The sequence below is a fragment of the Marinobacter bohaiensis genome (assembly GCF_003258515.1).
In the GTDB taxonomy this organism is placed as follows: Bacteria; Pseudomonadota; Gammaproteobacteria; order Pseudomonadales; family Oleiphilaceae; genus Marinobacter_A; species Marinobacter_A bohaiensis.
The window spans coordinates 394,101-410,792 of sequence record NZ_QGEH01000002.1; the positions used below are offsets into that span (position 1 = coordinate 394,101).

The 16,692-nt window shown below is 66.0% G+C and carries 18 protein-coding genes; 7 read left to right on the forward strand and 11 right to left on the reverse strand.

Annotated elements, in window-relative coordinates; genetic code table 11:
• Positions 1-25 precede the first annotated feature (25 nt).
• The 6 genes from arfB to DKK67_RS14510 all read right to left on the reverse strand — a co-directional run bounded on the left by arfB (position 26) and on the right by DKK67_RS14510 (position 5,088).
• Complete coding sequence (arfB, locus tag DKK67_RS14485; protein ID WP_111497203.1) at positions 26-439, reverse strand: alternative ribosome rescue aminoacyl-tRNA hydrolase ArfB; 414 nt, start codon at positions 437-439, stop codon at positions 26-28.
• Between the two features lie 84 nt (positions 440-523).
• Positions 524-1,231, reverse strand: a complete 708-nt coding sequence (gene mtgA, locus DKK67_RS14490) for a monofunctional biosynthetic peptidoglycan transglycosylase (RefSeq protein ID WP_111497204.1) — start codon at positions 1,229-1,231, stop codon at positions 524-526.
• Positions 1,232-1,355: 124 nt separating this feature from the next.
• On the reverse strand, positions 1,356-2,387 hold the full coding sequence (locus DKK67_RS14495; protein ID WP_228160665.1) for a DUF2955 domain-containing protein: 1,032 nt from the start codon (positions 2,385-2,387) through the stop codon (positions 1,356-1,358).
• A gap of 35 nt (positions 2,388-2,422) precedes the next feature.
• Positions 2,423-3,487, reverse strand: coding sequence for an HlyD family secretion protein (locus DKK67_RS14500; protein ID WP_111497206.1), 1,065 nt, complete (start codon positions 3,485-3,487; stop codon positions 2,423-2,425).
• Positions 3,484-4,008, reverse strand: coding sequence for a MarR family transcriptional regulator (locus DKK67_RS14505; RefSeq protein ID WP_111497207.1), 525 nt, complete (start codon positions 4,006-4,008; stop codon positions 3,484-3,486). Before DKK67_RS14505 ends, DKK67_RS14500 begins: the two co-directional genes overlap by 4 nt.
• 156 nt (positions 4,009-4,164) lie before the next feature.
• The gene (locus DKK67_RS14510; RefSeq protein ID WP_111497208.1) at positions 4,165-5,088 is read right to left on the reverse strand and encodes a LysR family transcriptional regulator; all 924 of its coding nucleotides are present in this window, start codon (positions 5,086-5,088) and stop codon (positions 4,165-4,167) included.
• A 143-nt stretch (positions 5,089-5,231) separates the two neighbouring features.
• Here DKK67_RS14510 and DKK67_RS14515 point away from each other — a divergent pair, with 143 nt between their 5' ends.
• From DKK67_RS14515 to DKK67_RS14535, 5 genes are all read left to right on the forward strand, one after another.
• A complete protein-coding gene (locus tag DKK67_RS14515; protein WP_111497209.1) occupies positions 5,232-7,220 on the forward strand; it encodes a ligand-gated channel protein in 1,989 nt (662 codons plus the stop codon).
• Between the two features lie 107 nt (positions 7,221-7,327).
• Positions 7,328-8,275 carry an ABC transporter substrate-binding protein gene (locus tag DKK67_RS14520; protein ID WP_111497210.1) on the forward strand — a complete coding sequence of 316 codons (948 nt, stop codon included), beginning with the start codon at positions 7,328-7,330 and terminating at the stop codon, positions 8,273-8,275.
• Between the two features lie 93 nt (positions 8,276-8,368).
• Positions 8,369-9,313, forward strand: a complete 945-nt coding sequence (locus tag DKK67_RS14525) for a FecCD family ABC transporter permease (protein ID WP_265735512.1) — start codon at positions 8,369-8,371, stop codon at positions 9,311-9,313.
• An 18-nt stretch (positions 9,314-9,331) separates the two neighbouring features.
• Positions 9,332-10,426, forward strand: a complete 1,095-nt coding sequence (locus DKK67_RS14530) for a FecCD family ABC transporter permease (protein ID WP_228160646.1) — start codon at positions 9,332-9,334, stop codon at positions 10,424-10,426.
• Complete coding sequence (locus DKK67_RS14535) at positions 10,423-11,286, forward strand: ABC transporter ATP-binding protein (RefSeq protein WP_111497212.1); 864 nt, start codon at positions 10,423-10,425, stop codon at positions 11,284-11,286. Before DKK67_RS14530 ends, DKK67_RS14535 begins: the two co-directional genes overlap by 4 nt.
• 37 nt (positions 11,287-11,323) lie before the next feature.
• Here the strand turns inward: DKK67_RS14535 and DKK67_RS14540 are convergent, their stop codons facing one another.
• From DKK67_RS14540 to DKK67_RS14560, 5 genes are all read right to left on the reverse strand, one after another.
• Positions 11,324-12,181: an ABC transporter substrate-binding protein gene (locus DKK67_RS14540; protein WP_111497213.1), complete on the reverse strand. Its 858-nt coding sequence runs from the start codon at positions 12,179-12,181 to the stop codon at positions 11,324-11,326.
• A 147-nt stretch (positions 12,182-12,328) separates the two neighbouring features.
• Positions 12,329-12,868 (reverse strand): DUF2058 domain-containing protein, encoded by a 540-nt coding sequence (locus DKK67_RS14545; RefSeq protein WP_111497214.1) that lies wholly within the window; start codon positions 12,866-12,868, stop codon positions 12,329-12,331.
• Between the two features lie 70 nt (positions 12,869-12,938).
• Complete coding sequence (locus DKK67_RS14550) at positions 12,939-13,301, reverse strand: thiol-disulfide oxidoreductase DCC family protein (protein ID WP_111497215.1); 363 nt, start codon at positions 13,299-13,301, stop codon at positions 12,939-12,941.
• 20 nt (positions 13,302-13,321) lie between these two features.
• Positions 13,322-14,002, reverse strand: coding sequence for a DUF4336 domain-containing protein (locus DKK67_RS14555; RefSeq protein ID WP_111497216.1), 681 nt, complete (start codon positions 14,000-14,002; stop codon positions 13,322-13,324).
• 20 nt (positions 14,003-14,022) lie between these two features.
• Positions 14,023-14,400, reverse strand: a complete 378-nt coding sequence (locus DKK67_RS14560; protein WP_111497217.1) for a SpoIIAA family protein — start codon at positions 14,398-14,400, stop codon at positions 14,023-14,025.
• 185 nt (positions 14,401-14,585) lie between these two features.
• On the opposite strand from DKK67_RS14560, the gene DKK67_RS14565 reads away from it, so the two are divergent.
• Both DKK67_RS14565 and DKK67_RS14570 read left to right on the forward strand, forming a co-directional pair.
• On the forward strand, positions 14,586-15,689 hold the full coding sequence (locus tag DKK67_RS14565) for a GGDEF domain-containing protein (RefSeq protein ID WP_111497218.1): 1,104 nt from the start codon (positions 14,586-14,588) through the stop codon (positions 15,687-15,689).
• Positions 15,690-15,749: 60 nt separating this feature from the next.
• The gene (locus DKK67_RS14570) at positions 15,750-16,628 is read left to right on the forward strand and encodes a complex I NDUFA9 subunit family protein (RefSeq protein WP_111497219.1); all 879 of its coding nucleotides are present in this window, start codon (positions 15,750-15,752) and stop codon (positions 16,626-16,628) included.
• Positions 16,629-16,692: the final 64 nt, after the last annotated feature.

Here is a 16,692-nt window from a genome sequence, read left to right on the forward strand (position 1 = left end):
TGCCTCTCAGATCTGCACCTTACTTTCAGACCTGTACCTTGCCACGCAGGGCCTTGGTGCGGCCGCGCTGGGTCTTGCGGTCCATGCGTTTGCGTTTGGCAGAGCGCGACGGGCGTGTGGCCCGGCGTGCCTTGGGAGTCTCGCCGGCCGCCTGCAACAGTGCCTGCAGCCGGGCCAGCGCATCCTCCCGGTTCTGTTCCCGGGTACGGTACTGTTGTGCCTTGATGACCAGGGTCCCGTCCTTACTGATGCGCTGGTCGGCCATGGCCAACAGGCGTTCCTTGTAGACCTCCGGCAGCGACGAAGCGCGGATATCAAAACGCAGGTGGATCGCGCTGGACGTCTTGTTGACGTTCTGGCCGCCGGCGCCCTGGGCGCGGATGGCGGTCCACTCGATTTCGTCGTCACTGATCACGACATTGCGGGAAATCCGCAGCACACTGTCTCCTGTTCGTTGGCGTTGAGCGATGGACTGGCTCCCTCACACTATAAACCAGCCGTCGGGGTCTCGCCGGGGCGGGCCTCAGCGGGTACCAATCATCGGCCGTACCAGGGCCGGCCCACCCAGCTGACTCATCTGCCCGGTGATCCAGTCCACCCGCTGCCAGACGTAGGCGGAGGGCCGCGCCGCGTTCAACGCCTTGGGGTTGGGCAACACCGCCGCCAGTCGCGCCGCCTGACTGGCACTGAGCTGGCGGGCGTGGATGCCGAAATAGCGCAGACTGGCCGCTTCCACACCATAGACGCCATCGCCGAACTCCGCGACGTTGAGGTAGACCTCCATGATGCGCCGCTTCGACCAGAGCGCTTCCAGGCCCAGGGTGATCCCCGCTTCCAGCCCCTTACGCACCAGTTGACGGCCGTTCCACAGGAACAGGTTCTTGGCGGTCTGCTGGGAGATGGTGCTGGCGCCGCGCAGATTGTCGCCGTCGCGATAATCCGCCACCGCCGTACGGATCGCATCCAGGTCCAGCCCCCAGTGTTGCAGGAAACGCTGATCCTCACTGGCGATAACGGCCAGCGGCATCCAGGGCGAGATCTCCTCCAGCGCCACCCAGTTCTGCACCTGGCGGCGTTCCGGATGCTGGAAGCGGTCCGCCAGCATGAAGGCCGTGGTGGGCGGATCGACGAAGCGCAGCAGCGCGATCAGACCGAGCAGTAGCAGTAACAGCCCCAGCACGAGGAAGAGCAGCCAGCGGAGGGTCCGCTTCCAAACCGATTGTCGCGCCACGCACCAGGCCCCCACTCCCGGATCCGATGAAATTCAGCCTTCCATGTTGCCCGGTATCGGCGACACGTCAAGTGACCGGACTGTCAGGCACCGCCCGATCCCGCCGATCCGACCGGGCGGAACACTACCCCAGCGACTGCAGGCGGGTGGCGGGGAAACGGTCGAGCAGGTGGTGCATCAGGTAGACCAGGCACAGGGTTACCAGCACCGCCACGGCCATGGAACTGAAGCGGTAGAGGTCGCTGTAGATCAGGTCGTGCGCGGGCGTCAGGTACTGGCCGAACAGGATTGCCATGGTGGTCAGGGCGCTGAATCCGGACGCCGACAGGCCGCCTTCCAGGGTGTGCAGGCGGGCGAACAGGAACAGGCTGAGCCAGAGACCGAAGGCGGTCAGCGGCAGGGTGGTGTAATGGTTCATCAGCACCAGCTGGACGATGAGGCCGAAATTACAGCCCACCAGGGTGCCAATGGCCCGGTTCCAGCCGGCCGGTCCGGCGCCTTTCCAGGTCATCGGGAACAGGATCAGGATGGTCGCCACTTGGGCCGACAGGGAACCGCGCAGGTCCATGACCTGGAACACCACGAACGACAGGGTGCACACGGTGGTGGCCAGGATCACCTCGTGACGCTGGTTACTCAGCGGTTTCTGCGCCATCTGCCGGGGCTGGCGCGGTTCCACATCCGGGAACAGCGTGTGCATCAGGAAGGCGATGAAGATGGTCGTCGCCGTGGCCCCGGCGTTGGACAGGGCCAGGTCGATCACGTCCGTCGACGGGTAGCTGGCAAAGTTGAACTGCATCGAGAGACTGACGATGCACTGGGCCCCGAACAGCAGGTTGGATCCCCGCGACATGGCGCGAAAGCACAGGGTGAACAGGCCCAGCACGATCAGGACCATGGGCACCGGCTTGTCGCCGAACAGGCCATGCACCACCAGCACCACCACCGTGACCAGACCGGCCGCGGCGGCGAACTGGCGCACGATGTGGGCGTTGATGATCGGCACCATGCCCAGCAGCAGCATCGGGTAGACGGTATAGAACGCGCCGTAGCTGCTGTTGCTGAGCTTGCAGATCAGAAAGCCGATGATACCGCCGAAGGCAATGCGCAGGCACTGTCGCAGATCGTTGGCGTTCATCGATGCCTTCTGGACCATCAGGACCGGCTTGAAGCGCGACATCGGCAGGGCCCCTAGTAGATGTAGTGCAGCAGGCTGACCAGGTGGATCTGCACGCTACCCAGCCAGCTCGCCGGTCCGTCGACCGGAAACAGCTGCACCGTGGCCCGGGCGCCGGAGGGCATCTGCTCCAGCCGTTGCGGATCGCGGGTCAGTTGCAGATGCAAGCGCTGGCGTTGGGCGTCGCGCACCCAGCGGTCGGTGGACTGGGGCGTGGCCAGGGTGCCGTCGGGCAGGATCTGGCCCTGACCGGTGCCGGCGTCGATGGCCTCGACCCGGGCCGGGTACACGTCACCGGGGCGCCCGTCGAAGACCACCGAGGCGGTGTCGCCGGGCTGCACCTTGGTCAGGGATTTTTCCCGAAAATCCGCCACGATGTCGGCACGATCACCCACCAGAGCGGCCAGCGCCGTACCGGCCTTGGCGTAGGTGCCGGGCTGAACCTGGAGATTGGACACCACGCCCGGCTCTTCCGCCCGAATCTCGGTGTAGCTCAGGTTGAGCTGGGCCTGGGACAGATCGTTGCGAGCCTGGCGCAGCAGCAGATTCTGGTCGTCGGTGACGCCGCGCTGCACTTCCAGCTGCCGGACCTTGGCGCGAGCTGCCGCCACCTGGGCGCGGGCGGCGTCGTAGGCGGAACGGGCCTGGTCGGCCTGTTGCCGGGACACACCGCCCTGTTTGATCAGACGCTGCATGCGCCGGTGATCGCGTTCGGCCTGCTCGGACTCGGCCTGGGCGGCGGCCAGGTCAGCCTCGGCGGCGGCGATGGCGGCGTCGTATTCATCGTTCTGCACGCTGGCAGACTCCAGCGCCAGCCTGGCCTGTTCCACCGCCAGCTCGAACGGTCGCCGGTCGAGTGTGAAGAGCCGATCGCCCACCGCCACATGCTGGTTGTTGCGTACGTGAACGCTGGCCACCTGGCCGCTCACCTGGGGCGCCACCTGGACAACCGGGTGCATGACCCGGGACTGCGGTGTCAGCGGCATCCACAGGTCGGCCATGAGGAAATAGACAAACACAACCGCAAAGGCCACCAGTGACAGGTGGACCCACCGGGCAAACTTCTGATCCGGCGTCATGGTAGGGGATTCTCCTTCTGGTCCTGCTCCAGGTGGCGGCGCACGTTGGCTTCCATCAGGGTGAGCAGGTCGGCAAAGACATCGGCCTGTTGCTGGGTCACGCCCTCGCAGATCGCGGTGCGGACATCCAGGATCCGACGTTCCATCAACGCCACCCGGTCACGGCCGGTCTCGGTCAGCCACAGGCGGTGAGCGCGGCGGTCGTGGGGGTCGGGCCGGCGTTCGAGCAGGTCGAGTTCTTCCAGCTGGTTGAGGGTGCGGGTCAGCGACGGCATTTCGATTTCAAGCTCCCGGGCAAGCTGCTGCTGGCTGCAGCCTTCGCCGATCTTCACCAGGTGCACCATCACCGCCCAACGGCTCTCCGTCATCCCCAGATCGGCGACGGATTCGGTGATCGCACGCCGCCACAGTCGGTGCAGGCGCCCCAGGGCACCGCCCAGCGAGGGTTTCAGGTCGGTATGGATGGACAGGGTCAGATCGTCGTGACCGGGAAGACGGGTGTCCGTGTTGGCTTCGGACATGAGGTGTCCTCCTGGGCTGGCGACGCATCTGGTCGCTTACAAATCATTAGTGTAGCAAGCTAATATAAGCCACCATTCTAACAATTTATAATTTTAGTTAGCCAGCTACCAATAATACGTAGATCTGCCTACCCGATATCGTGGGGATGAGGGCCGTTAATAAACGGGTTCGAGGACGCGCCGGGTATTCCAGGCTTCCGGCACCCCGGCCTTGAGGTGCTCGATCAGGGCGCGGGTACGGCGCGGCAATTGGCCGTGCGAATGCACCAGCCAGACGGGAAGGGCCGGCCCCAGCCATTCCGGCAGGCACAGCTGCATGGCGCCGGGGTGATGCCGGTTGCGCAGGGCTACCAGCCAGTGCGGCATCAGGCCCAACCCGCGACCGCGCACGATGGCATCGCCCTGCAGGGTGAACTGGTCGACGCGGAAGGACGGTTGCGACGGCTTCAGGGGATAGATGCCCTCACGCGGGTGATGCAGGATGACCCCGTCGGAGGCCACGCCCATCATGTCCACCCAGTCATAACGCGCCAGCTCACGGGGATGGCGCGGCTCGCCGTGGCGTTCCAGCAGTTCGGGGCTGGCATAGATGCCCTGGCTCAGGCTGCCCAACTGGATCTGTCGCATCGGACAGTCGTGCAGGGGCCCCAGCCACAGGCAGACATCATCGCCCGGATCGCCCCGGGGCGGTTCGGTCTGGGTGCGCAGGACCACCTTCACCTCCGGATGCCGCTCCATGAAGCTTTCCACCTGGCGCGTAAACCAGCCCCGGGTAAAAGCGCTGTGGGAACGCAGGACCAGCTCACCCCGCACCTCACCGCGCAGCTCTTCCAGGGCATCCTGCCCCCTTCCGGCCAGCTCCAGGATCTCGTGACAGTAGCGGTAGAACACCTGGCCGGCCTCGGTGGGGCTCAGGCGGTTCGATTCCCGTCGCAGCAGGCTTTGGCCGATATTAGCTTCGAGCTGACGGATGCGCCGGCTCAGGGTCGACTTGGGCAGATCCAGATCGCGGGCGCTGGCCGACAGGTTGCCGGAGCCGATGACCGCCACAAACGCTTCCAGCTCCTTCAGATCAAACATTGGTTTTCCACCCCCGTTCCGGAATCTGCAACAAAGCGTTCGACTTTATCACCTGCCCACCATGAACGCGAATTATTATCATTTATGAAAATTTACAGATTCTTTGCAATCCCTGTTTTTGCAATTCCTGTGCTGGAGACGCTATGCCTTTACACCAAAAAAACCTCGCCGCAGCCGTCAGTGCCGCCACGCTGGCCAGTCTGGCCATGATCCCCGGTCAGGCCTGGTCCCAGGAGTCGGACGACGATTCCACCACCCTGGCCCCGCTGGTCGTGACCGCCGCCGGCTTTGAGCAGGACGTCACCGACGCGCCCGCGTCGATCACCGTAATCGACAGCGAGAAGCTGAACAGCGGTTCCTATGAAGACATCACCGACGCCCTGCGCGACGTGCCGGGCGTGATCGTGACCGGCGGCGGTGCCGGCGACAACGGCGCTGACATTTCCATGCGCGGCATGGGCGCCAGCTATACCCTGCTGCTGGTTGACGGCAAACGCCAGGGTAGCCGGGAAAGCCGACCCAACGGCTCCGCCGGCTTCGAGCAGGACTGGCTGCCACCGCTGGCGTCCATCGAGCGGATCGAGGTGGTGCGCGGGCCTATGTCGACGCTGTATGGCTCCGACGCCATCGGCGGTGTCATCAACGTGATCACCCGCAAGGTGCCGCGCGAGTGGACCGGTAACGTGGAGATCAGCACCATCTACCAGGAGGATCAGGACTCCGGGAACGTCCAGCAGGCCAACTTCAACATCGGCGGGGCCCTGGTTGAGGACCTGGTGGGTCTGCAGGTGTACGGTCGCCAGTACAGCCGGGAAGAAGACGAGATCATCAACGGCTATGAAGAAAAGGACCTGCAGAGCGCCACGGCCCGCCTGTCCTTTACTCCGACCCAGGACCAGGACTTCGTGCTGGAAGCCGGCGTCACCGACCAGCGCCGCCGCTCCAACGTGGGCGTGTCCGGCCAGGCCGACGGCTGCCGGGGCGGTTGTACCGACTCCGACAACAAGCACATCCGTCGCTACTATTCCCTGAGCCACACGGGGCGCTGGGCCATCGGCACCAGTGACAGCTACGTGCAACGCGAAGAAACCGAAAACCAGTCGCGCGAAATCACCATCACCAACACCGTCGCCAAGACCAGCCTGGTGGTGCCCATCGCCAACCACACCGCCACCGTCGGTGCCGATTTTGAGAAAGAGGAGCTGGAAGACCAGACATCCAACCAGATTTCCGACCGCACCGAGATCGACAACGAGCGCTGGGCCGTCTTCGCCGAGGATGAATGGCAGATGACCGACAGCTTCGCCCTGACCGGCGGCGTGCGCATGGACGACGACGAGAACTACGGCAGCAACATCAGCCCACGTCTCTACGGCGTCTGGCGCTTCGCCGAAGCCTGGACCCTGAAGGGTGGCGTTTCCACCGGCTACCGCGCACCCAGCCTGCGGGAAATCACGCCGGACTGGGGCCAGACCAGCCGCGGCGGTAACGTCTACGGCAACCCGGATCTGGAACCGGAGACCTCGCTCAACAAGGAAATCGGACTGCACTACAACGATTTCGCGACCGGCCTGAACGGCTCGGTGACCGTGTTCCACAACGACTTCGACGACAAGATCACCCGCGTCGCCTGCCCGCAGACGATCTGCGACGCCGGCCCCAACCAGTTCGGTTCCGATCCCACCTACCGCATCAACGTGGACGAGGCCGTGACCCAGGGCGTGGAAGTCAGCCTCGGCGCGCCGCTGACCGACACCCTGGAGGCGAACGTCAGCTACACCTATACCGATTCCGAACAGAAATCCGGCGAGTACGAAGGCGAGCCGCTGACCCAATTGCCCAAACATCTGGCCACCCTGGGCCTGGACTGGGAGGCCTCCAATCGCGTCAAACCGTGGCTGCGCGTGACTTACCGTGGCGAGGAAAGCAACCCGACCACCGGACCATCACAAAGCTCCACCATCGCGCCGTCCTACACCTTCGTCGACAGCGGCCTGACCTTCGCCGTCACCGAGCAGGCCACCATCAAGGCTGGCGTCTACAACCTGTTCGACGAGGACGTGAACTATGACGAGTACGGCTACACCGAGGACGGCCGCCGCTACTGGCTGGCCCTGAACGTCGGTTTCTAACCGACGTAAGGACTCTGTAAAGATCGGCGCCTGCGGCGCGCTATCCGGCCGCTTCTGGTAGGATAGGCCCGCAGGCTTTCCAAACGCGAATGGGAAACATCAGCACTATGACATCGAATCATCCGGCCCGCCGCGGGCTCAGCCTTGTTTTCAGCCTCGCCATGGCCTTTGGCGCCGGGCATGCCTTTGCGGAAGCCCGCACCCTGGACACCGCCTACGGCCCGGTCACGGTCGACGGCGATGTGGAGCGTGTGGTCACTCTTTACGAAGGCGCCCTGGACAGCGCCTACGCGGTTGGCGTCGAACCGGTGGGCGCGATCATGACCCGCGGCGGCGACAGCGTCGCCACCTATCTGCAGGATCGCGCCGACGGCATCAACATCGTCGGCACCGCCCGCGAAACCAATCTGGAAGCCGTGGTCGCCCTGCAGCCGGACATCATCCTGGCGTCCTCCCGACTGCCCAAAGAGCAATACGACCTGCTGTCGAAAGTCGCCCCGACCCTGGTTCCGACCACCAGCGGTTTCAAACCGGACAACTGGCGCGCGGAAGCCGAGTTCTTCGCCAAGGCGCTGGACAAGGAAGACGAGATGCAGCAGGCCCTGACGGACGTGGACGCCCATATCGCCGAGGTAGCCCGGACCGTCGAGGCGCGCATTCCGGCCGACGAACGCGACGCAGTACTCGCCCGCTGGATGCCCCAGGGCCCGCTGATCATGGCTTCGACCCTGTTCTCCACCGGCCTGCTGGAAGCCACCGGCTTCACCGTCGGCGACGCCGGTGCGGTCAAGGCCAACCGCCCGCACAGCTCGCCGCTGAGCCAGGAGAACCTGAACCTGATGGACGGCGACTGGCTGTTCCTGGCCACCCTCAACACCGAAGGCCGCGACGCCCTCGCCGCCGCCGAGAAATCGCCGGCCTACAACCGCCTGTCGGTGGTCGAGAAAGGCCACGTGATTCCGGTGGACGGACAGATCTGGACCAGCGCCACGGGCCCGCTGGCGGCGCAATCCATCCTCGACACCATTGAGAGCCAGTTGCCCGATGCCCGGTAATTCGTAATGCGGTCCAGGCTATTCGCCGCAAGGCGCAGATACCGTCTGCGCCAACCGTTGATCCCGTTGCTGCTGGCGACGGGATTTTTGCTGTTGGGGGTCTGCCTCGCCAGCCTGCTACTGGGGGCGGGCTCCGTATCGCCCGCCGACGCCATCCAGGTACTGGCCGGGCAGGGCAGCGACGAGGCCCGTTTCATCGTCACCGAATTACGCCTGCCGCGCACCCTGGTGGGGCTGGCGGTGGGTATCGCCCTGGGCATCGCCGGCGCGCTGATGCAATCGGTGGCGCGCAACCCCCTGGCCGAGCCCGGGTTATTGGGCATCAGTGCCGGCAGCGCCTTTGCCGTCGCCGTGGCCCTGGTGCTGGGCGCCAGCGCCGCTACCCTGACCGTCGCCGTGGCCCAGTTCGGCGCCCTGTGCGGCTGCCTGTTCGCCCTGGGCGCGGCGCGCCTGCAGGGCGTCGGCAACGACCCGATCCGCCTGGTGCTGGCCGGTGCCGCGCTGTCGAGCCTGCTGATCGCGCTCACATCCCTGTTGCTGTTGTTCGATGAACGCGCCGCCGACGAGATCCGCTTCTGGGTTACCGGCAGCGTCGCCGGCCGCAACCTTGATTCACTGATGCGGGTCATACCGTCGTTCAGTGTGGCGGCGCTGATCACCCTGTTGATCGCCCGCCCGCTGGCTTCCCTGGCGCTGGGCGAGCGGGTGGCGGTGGGCCTGGGGCACCGCCCGGGGCGTATCCGCCTGCTGGTGGTGATCGCCGTGGCGCTGCTGGTGGGCGGTGCCACCGCCATGGCCGGGCCGATCGTGTTCGTGGGCCTGGTGGTGCCGTTTGCCGCCCGCGCCCTGGCCGGTCCGGATATCCGCCGCACCCTGTGGTTGTGTCTGCCCATCGGTCCGATCGTGGTCATCGGCGCGGACGTGCTGTCGCGCCTGATCGCCGCGCCCACGGAACTGCCGCTGGGCGTGCTGACTGCCCTGATCGGCGCCCCGGTGCTGCTGGCCATTGTCCGCGCCCGTCGTCTCCCTTCGCTCTAACCGGTCACTGAACAGTCTATGGATCTGTCCCACCCCGTCATGCCCCGGCCCACCGACCGGCCGCCCGCCCCCGATGGCTACTGGCGCCTGCGCCTTTCGACCACCGCCCGAGGCTGGAACCTGCTGCTGGACAAGCGCTCGGTCGCCGTCAACGGAGTGTTGCTGATCGTGCTGATCGTTGCGGCGCTGGCCTCCCTGTCGCTGGGCACGGTCAAACTGTCGCCGCTGGAAACCCTGCACGCGCTGATGGGCCAGGGGGCCACCATGAGCCAGTTCGTGGTGCAGGAACTGCGCCTGCAGCGGGTATTGGCCGGCATCGCCACCGGCGCGGCCCTGGCTCTGAGCGGCTGCCTGATGCAGACCCTGGCGCGCAACCGGCTGGCCACCCCCGGCATCATCGGCATCGACAACGCCGCCACGGCCTTTGCTGTCGCTTCGGTGGTCAGCGCCGGCATCGCCATCGCCCCTTCGGCCATGTCTCTGGCCGGGGCCGCCACGGCCACCGCCCTGGCGTTCGGCCTGGCCGGCGGCAGCGGCACCCGGGGGTATCGTTTCATCGTCGCCGGCCTGGGCATTGGTGCCGTCGCCGGGGCGGTGACCCAAGTGATGCTGAGCCGGGTGGCGATCGACACCGCCAACGCGGCCTATCCCTGGACCGTGGGCAGCCTCAACGCCCGCGAGCCGCTGTCCACGGCCATTCTGGGCGCAGGGCTCGCTCTGGGTCTCATGGGTGCGATCTACCTGGGGCGCTACCTGCGCATCCTGCAGTTCTCCGACCAGGTGGCCGTGGGTCTCGGCATCCGCCTGCGCCAGGTCCGCTTCGCCGGGTTGTTCCTGTCGGTGGTGCTGACCGGCCTGGCGGTGGCCGTGGCCGGCCCGGTGGGCATGGTGGCGCTGCTGGGCCCGGAGGCCGCACGCGCGCTGTGTCGCTACCGGGGCGTGCCGCTGCTGGCCTCGGCCCTGGCCGGCGCCATCGTCATGGTGCTGGCGGACCTGACGGGGCGGATCATGCTCGCCCCCATCGAAATTCCGGTCGGTATCGTCACCGCCATCGTCGGCAGTCCTTACCTCTTGTGGATTCTGCTGCGCCGTTCCCCGAGGAGTCATCTATGAGCCATTTCCTGGCCACCCCGTTCCGGCAGATCGATCTGCAGGCCAGCGCACTGGGCCTGGCGCACGGCCCGCACACGATCATCGACGATCTCGACCTGACCCTCAAACCCGGGGCGGTCACGGCCATCGTCGGGCCCAACGGTTGCGGCAAGTCGACCCTGCTCAACGGCCTGGCCCGGGTCCACGCCCCGTCCAACGGCGTGGTTCTGCTGGACGGCAAGGACATCCACCGGCGCCCGTCGCGGGAAGTGGCCCAGGAGATCGCCCTGCTGCCCCAGGACAACGCCGCGCCGGAAGGCCTGACCGTGTCCGACCTGATCCGCTTCGGCCGCCAGCCCCACCAGGGCTGGCTGCGCCAGTGGTCCGGCGACGACCGCGACGCGGTGGAGCGGGCGCTGGTCGCGGCCGACCTGGAGAGCCTGCGTCACCGTTCCCTGGACACCCTGTCCGGCGGCCAGCGCCAGCGCGCCTGGATCGCCATGGCCATCGCCCAGTCGACGCCCCTGCTGCTGCTGGACGAGCCCACCTCCGCCCTGGACCTGGGCCACCAGATCGAAGTGTTCGAGCTGATCCGCGAGCTGTCGGAGCAGGGCAAGACGGTGGTGATGGTGGTGCACGACCTGGTCAGCGCCTGTCGCTACGCCGATGAGCTGGTGGCCATGCGCGAAGGCGCCATCATCGCCCAGGGCGCGCCCTCGGACGTACTGACGGAAGACCTGGTGCGGGAACTCTACGGGGTGAACTGCCAAGTAGTGCCGGACCCGGCCTGCGGCAGCCCGATGCTGGTGAACGTGCGGCGGGTGGGGAAGGAGAATCGAACGAGAGGGGCGGCAAAAACGCCGCACCCGAGCGTCGAATAACGCCGGGCACGGCCAATCAAGAAAGACGCAGTTCGATTTAGAGGGCCTGTACCACTTCTTCAACCTGCAGGCGAACGCTTTCCAGGCCATTGCCGGACAGGTACCACAGGCCCGGGTTGAGCACGGTGACAGCCGGCACCGCGCCACCCAGCTGCTGCTTCAACGCATCGAGATCGACCTGACCGGCCCCGATGGCGGCGCTGCGGTCGACGATCATCAGGTGATCCGGTGCCATCCGCGCGATGACGTCCGGCGTCAGCGGCGTGAAGGTGCGGGTACCGCGGGTAACCGACTCCACGTCGTCCGGGACCACCGGCTCGGCCAGGCCCAGCAGGTCGTAGACCACGGGCTCGTGACGCAGGCCGAAGTGACCGTCGTTGTGAGTAACCACCAGCACGTCCTGCGTTTCGTCGATGCGATCGCGCTGCTTCTCCACAACCGCCCGAAGCTCCGCCAGCGCCGTCTCCGCCTGATCCCGGGCGTGGAAACGCTCGGCCAGCTTCAGCACGTTGGCGGAAACCGCCTCTAGGTATGCGCCGTCTTCCAGACCCACATTGACCGTCTCGGCGATCTCGTCCAGCGTTTCCACGGCGTCGCCCTGACGGCCGGTGACGAGGATCAGGTCCGGCGCCGCTCCGCGCACCGCTTCCACGTCGGGGCTCTTGAGGTTACCGGCGTCCGGGTAGGCATCGCCGCTGTATTGGGACAGGTAATCCGGCAGGCCGCCCTTGGGGACGGCGACCACCTGATCGCCCAGGCCCAGGGCATCCAGGGTGTCGAGGCTGCCGAAGTCGAAACTCACCACGCGTGGCAGGTCGTGGGCGGCGACCGCCGCCGGGCCCAGGCTGGCGCCGAGAGCCAGCGCCGCGGCGGCCAGGGTTTGTCTTACCTTCATGAATGTCTCCTTGGTGTATTTGTTGAGAACCGATCTCATAAACATCGATTCCGCCAAGATACACAAAACCCCGGCCCGTCAGGGACGGCGGGGCGAGACATGATGTTGCGGAAAGTGGAACGACCGGCCGACGCCGGCTCTACGCCGTTACCACATCAGGTCGTCGGGGATCTGGTAGTCCTTGTAGGGATCGTCCTCATCCGGCTGATCCGCCTTGGGATCGTGCAGGATCACCGGCATCTCGGCGTCCCGCTCCAGGATCTTGCGGGCGGTGTCCGCCGGGATCAGGTGAAAATCCTCCCCCAGCACGGCAATGGCCAGACGGCCACGGGCCAGCTTGTCCGCCTGCTCGGCGCTGACGTAGATCTTCTGGATTTTCGTGCCCACCACGAACTGGTAAGCCGTCTCACCCTTGTCCCGGGCGACGCCGTGCTGATCGACCATCTGCCGGATCTGCGCCTGGCGGGCCTGTTGCGCCTGCTGTTCCTGACGCTGACGGTTGATCTCGCGATCCCGCTCGACTTTTTCCGCACGCGCCTTGTCCGCCGCGGCCTTGCGGGCCGCCGCCTCGGCGTCCGTCGGCTGCTTTTGCTTGCGGGCCTTGCGCTTTTCCTGACGCACCTGGCGGGCCTTTTTCTCGTCCGCCAGTCCGGCCTGCATCAACTGTTCCTGCAGGGATTTCGCCATCGTTCACCTCTCTGCCTGTCGTTGCCCGCATTATCGGCAATCGCCGCCCCCGCTGACAACGCCCGTCGACTCAGGCCCGTCCCTGCCGACGCAGGCGGCGTCGCACCCAGTCGCGATACAGCCGGGACAGCAGCGGACGCACCAGCGGCAGCCCCAACAGCCAGGCCAACGGGCGCAGACGCGGAACCCGCGCCATCAGCAGGCGATAGGCGTCCAGCTCGCGATGGATGTGGCCGGCGCTGTCCTGCACGTGGAGTTCGTGCAGGGCCTGGCGCGGGTCGATGCCCAGAGCGCGCAGCTCCGCATCCTGGCCGGTGATGTCGTACCAGGTGACGGACTGGGCGCCGGCCCAGCGCTCGTAGCGACGCCGGTCCGCCCGGCAGCGCGGGCAGGCTCCGTCGTAGTAGACGATCAGGCGTTCATGGCGGTTCATACGGAAACTCCAGAGCCGGATCACTGCAACCAGTCGAACGACTCGTTGAGGAACTGGTTGTCCTTTTCCGCCACCACCTCGCCGTGGGCCATGACGATGCGTGTCGGCGCCCACGCTTTGATATGGGCCAGTGCGGCCTGCGCCTTGTGCTTGTTGAAGCTCAGGCGCCAGTCCAGCGGCGTCTTGCCATGGGGCGCGAGGATGCCGGCCAACCGGGCCACGGGCTGCTGCCACCAGTTGAAGTGGCCTTCCGGGAAATTCTCGATCAGGTCGGCGACGATCAGCGTGCGGCTGGCGCGGTGGAAGAAAACCGCTTCGCTCATCAGCCGCGAACCGTCGAACAGGACCTGGTCAATCTGCCGCGCCCAGGCCTGGGGCGGATGCTCGCCCAGGGTCTCGTCGAAGTGGACGTCCGGGCGCTTGTCGATCACCTGCCGGGTGCCGTATACCCGGGCGTCGGGACAGGCCTCAGCCCAGTCCGCCAGGAAGAGGTGGTGCAGATGATTGGGTGCAACCAGGTGCGCCACCGGTCCCAGGGCATGCAGCTGCGCTTGCAGCGATGTGGTCAGGCGGATCGGGCTATGCAGCCAGAGCTGGCCGTTGTCCAGGCGCACCACGGTCATGCGCGTGCTGTAGGGGAAACCGTGGAAGGTGACGGTATCGCCGTCAACGATCCACAGGTCGTCGGCGAGACGTTGCATCAGGCGGCTCCGTTGTACGTTCAGGCCGCGCGGTCAGCGGCCAGCAGCCAGGCCCGCGCCTGTTCCATTTCATCGTACCCGAAGGTGCGGATTTCGGCGGCCAGGAAATGGCTGCCCAGGGTTTCCGCCGCATTGAGCACCCCGGAGTCGGTGACCAGAGCCACGCGCCGGACCTGACGGTGATGGTCGCGGACGAAACGCAGGTGCGACAGCATCGAGGCCAGCGATGCCCAGCCGGGGAAAGACCGGACATGCACCAGCAACCCCGGCAGGGGGCCGTTCTCTTCGATGTAGGGATCGATGACCTGGGCCGCGTACTGGAAATCCTCCGGGGTCAGTGCCCCCTCCGGTTCCAGCACGGCGATACCCGCTTCCCGCTCCAGTTTTACCTTCAGCATCTGTCACCTCCTGTGGGCGGAACTCCAGGGCTTGGGGGCGTTCTTACCCTGCTTGGGCGGACTGGCGTTCGCAGCATCCCGACGAAGCGTTTACCATGGCCAACGCTTCGGCCGCGGTCTACTGTGAACGCGTTCTGCCAACGCTATACTGACTCCAAAACAAGACCCATGAGCTAACGCTGTCAATGCCTGTATCACAAGCCTATCGCCTGCGCCCGAAGCCCGCCAGCGTCCGTATTGAAAACTACCGCAAGTACGCGGTGCTGCATAACACGGCGCTGGTCGCCACCGTACTGCACGCCGGACTGATCTTCCTGTTCGGCCTGATCGGCAGCACCGTCCTGGCACTGTTCAATGTCGCCAGCGTGGCGGCCTGGCTGCTGGCCTGGTGGCTCAACCGGCGCGGCCGGCATGGCCAGGCAATCTATGTGATGTGCCTGGAAACCGCGGGGCATGCCTTTCTCGCGGTGTCGATCCTGGGCGCGGACAGCGGCTTCCATTTCTATCTCTGGCCGGTAGCCTGCCTGGCCATCATGAACCCACGCCTGCTGCCGCGGCAGGCCGCGGTGATCGGTTACACCTGTATCGCCCTGTTCGCCTACCTGCAGCTGCGTTACGGCGGCGTTCCATACCGCTATGCCTTTGCCGACTATGTCCCGCTGCTGTACTTCATCAACGTGATGACGGCGGCCTTCCCGCTGGTACTGGCGATGGTCATGGTGCGCACCACCAAGGAAGCCCAGGAATACCAGCTCATGGAAATGGCCACGCGGGATCCGCTCACCGGTCTGTACAACCGGCGCTTCGCCAACGAGTTCCTGGGCCAGACCTTCGCCGGACACGACCGCCAGGACCGGGCTTTCTGCATCGCCCTGGGCGATATCGACCGATTCCGCGACGTCAACGACCGCCACGGACACGAGATCGGCGACGAGGTTCTGGAAACCATCGCCATGACCCTGCTGGGCACCTTTCGCCGTTCGGACTGCCTGTGTCGCTGGGGTGGCGATGAGTTCATGATTGCCTTCCCGGAAACATCCGAGGACACCGCCCTTGCCGCGCTGGAGCGCTTTCGCACGGCCCTGCAGCGCCAGCGTGTACGCCGCCAGGAGCAGTCGGTGTCGGTTACCCTGAGTTTCGGGCTCGTTACGGCGGCCCCCGGGGAAAGCGCCGAGGAGTGTATCCACCGGGCGGACGACATGCTCTACCACGCCAAACGTGCCGGCGGCGACCGGACCGTGACCCCGGCGCGCGCCGCCGAGCCGTCACTGCAGGATTCCCCGGGCTAAGCCGAACGGCGCCGTCACAGCCCTGGCCAGACGGCGCTCCCCGGGACTATCTTGAATCCCATGACTGCACCGTTAATCGTCGTATTCGGCGGCACCGGCTATCTGGGAACCCACGTTGTCCTGCGGTGCCTGCGGGCGGGGTTAAGGGTCCGGATCGTGGCCCGCCAGCCGGCAACCTTGCCGGTCGCCTCCGGATCGGCCAGCTATCAGGCGGCGGACCTGAACGATCCGGCATCGCTCCCGCAGGCGCTGGTGGACGCCGACGCCGTGGTCAATGCCGTCAGTCTGTATGTGGAAAAACCGCCCACGCTGACGTTCGAACGTGTCCACGTGACCGGCGCCCGTCATTTGGCCGAGGCCTGTCGGCAGCGCGGCATTCCGACGCTGGTTCACCTGTCCGGCCTCAATCCCGACCCGGCCTCTCCATCTCGCTACGTCAGCGCCCGCGGGCGCGGCGAGCAGGCCGTGCGCGCCGTCTTCCCGGACGCCATCGTGCTGCGCCCCAGCGCCCTCTTCGGCAGTCACCGGGGGTTGATGAGCACCCTGGAACAGCTGACCCGTCTGCCCGTGATTCCCCTGTTTGGCCGCGGCCAGACCCGATTGCAACCGGTGCACGTCGAAGACGTGGCCCAAGCGGTGGTGAACAGCCTTACCGAGCCGACCTGCCGGGGACGGATCTACGAGCTGGGCGGTGCCCGAATCCTGACCTATCGCCAGTTGGTGTGCCTGGCCCTGCGTCACACCGGACGCCGAAGGCCGCTGCTACCGGTGCCGTTTGCCCTCTGGTTCGCGGGCGCCACTCTGCTGTCACTGCTGCCGTCGCCGCCATTGACGCGGGATCAACTGATTCTGATGCGGGACGATAACGTGGTGGCGCCGGACGCTGACGATCTGGCGAGCCTGGGCATCAGGGCAAGGGATATCGAGACAACGGGCTGAGGGAGGAGGACAAAGCCGGCGCAGTCGCACCCGGACCACAGCCTACAGAACAGAAGCGAATGAA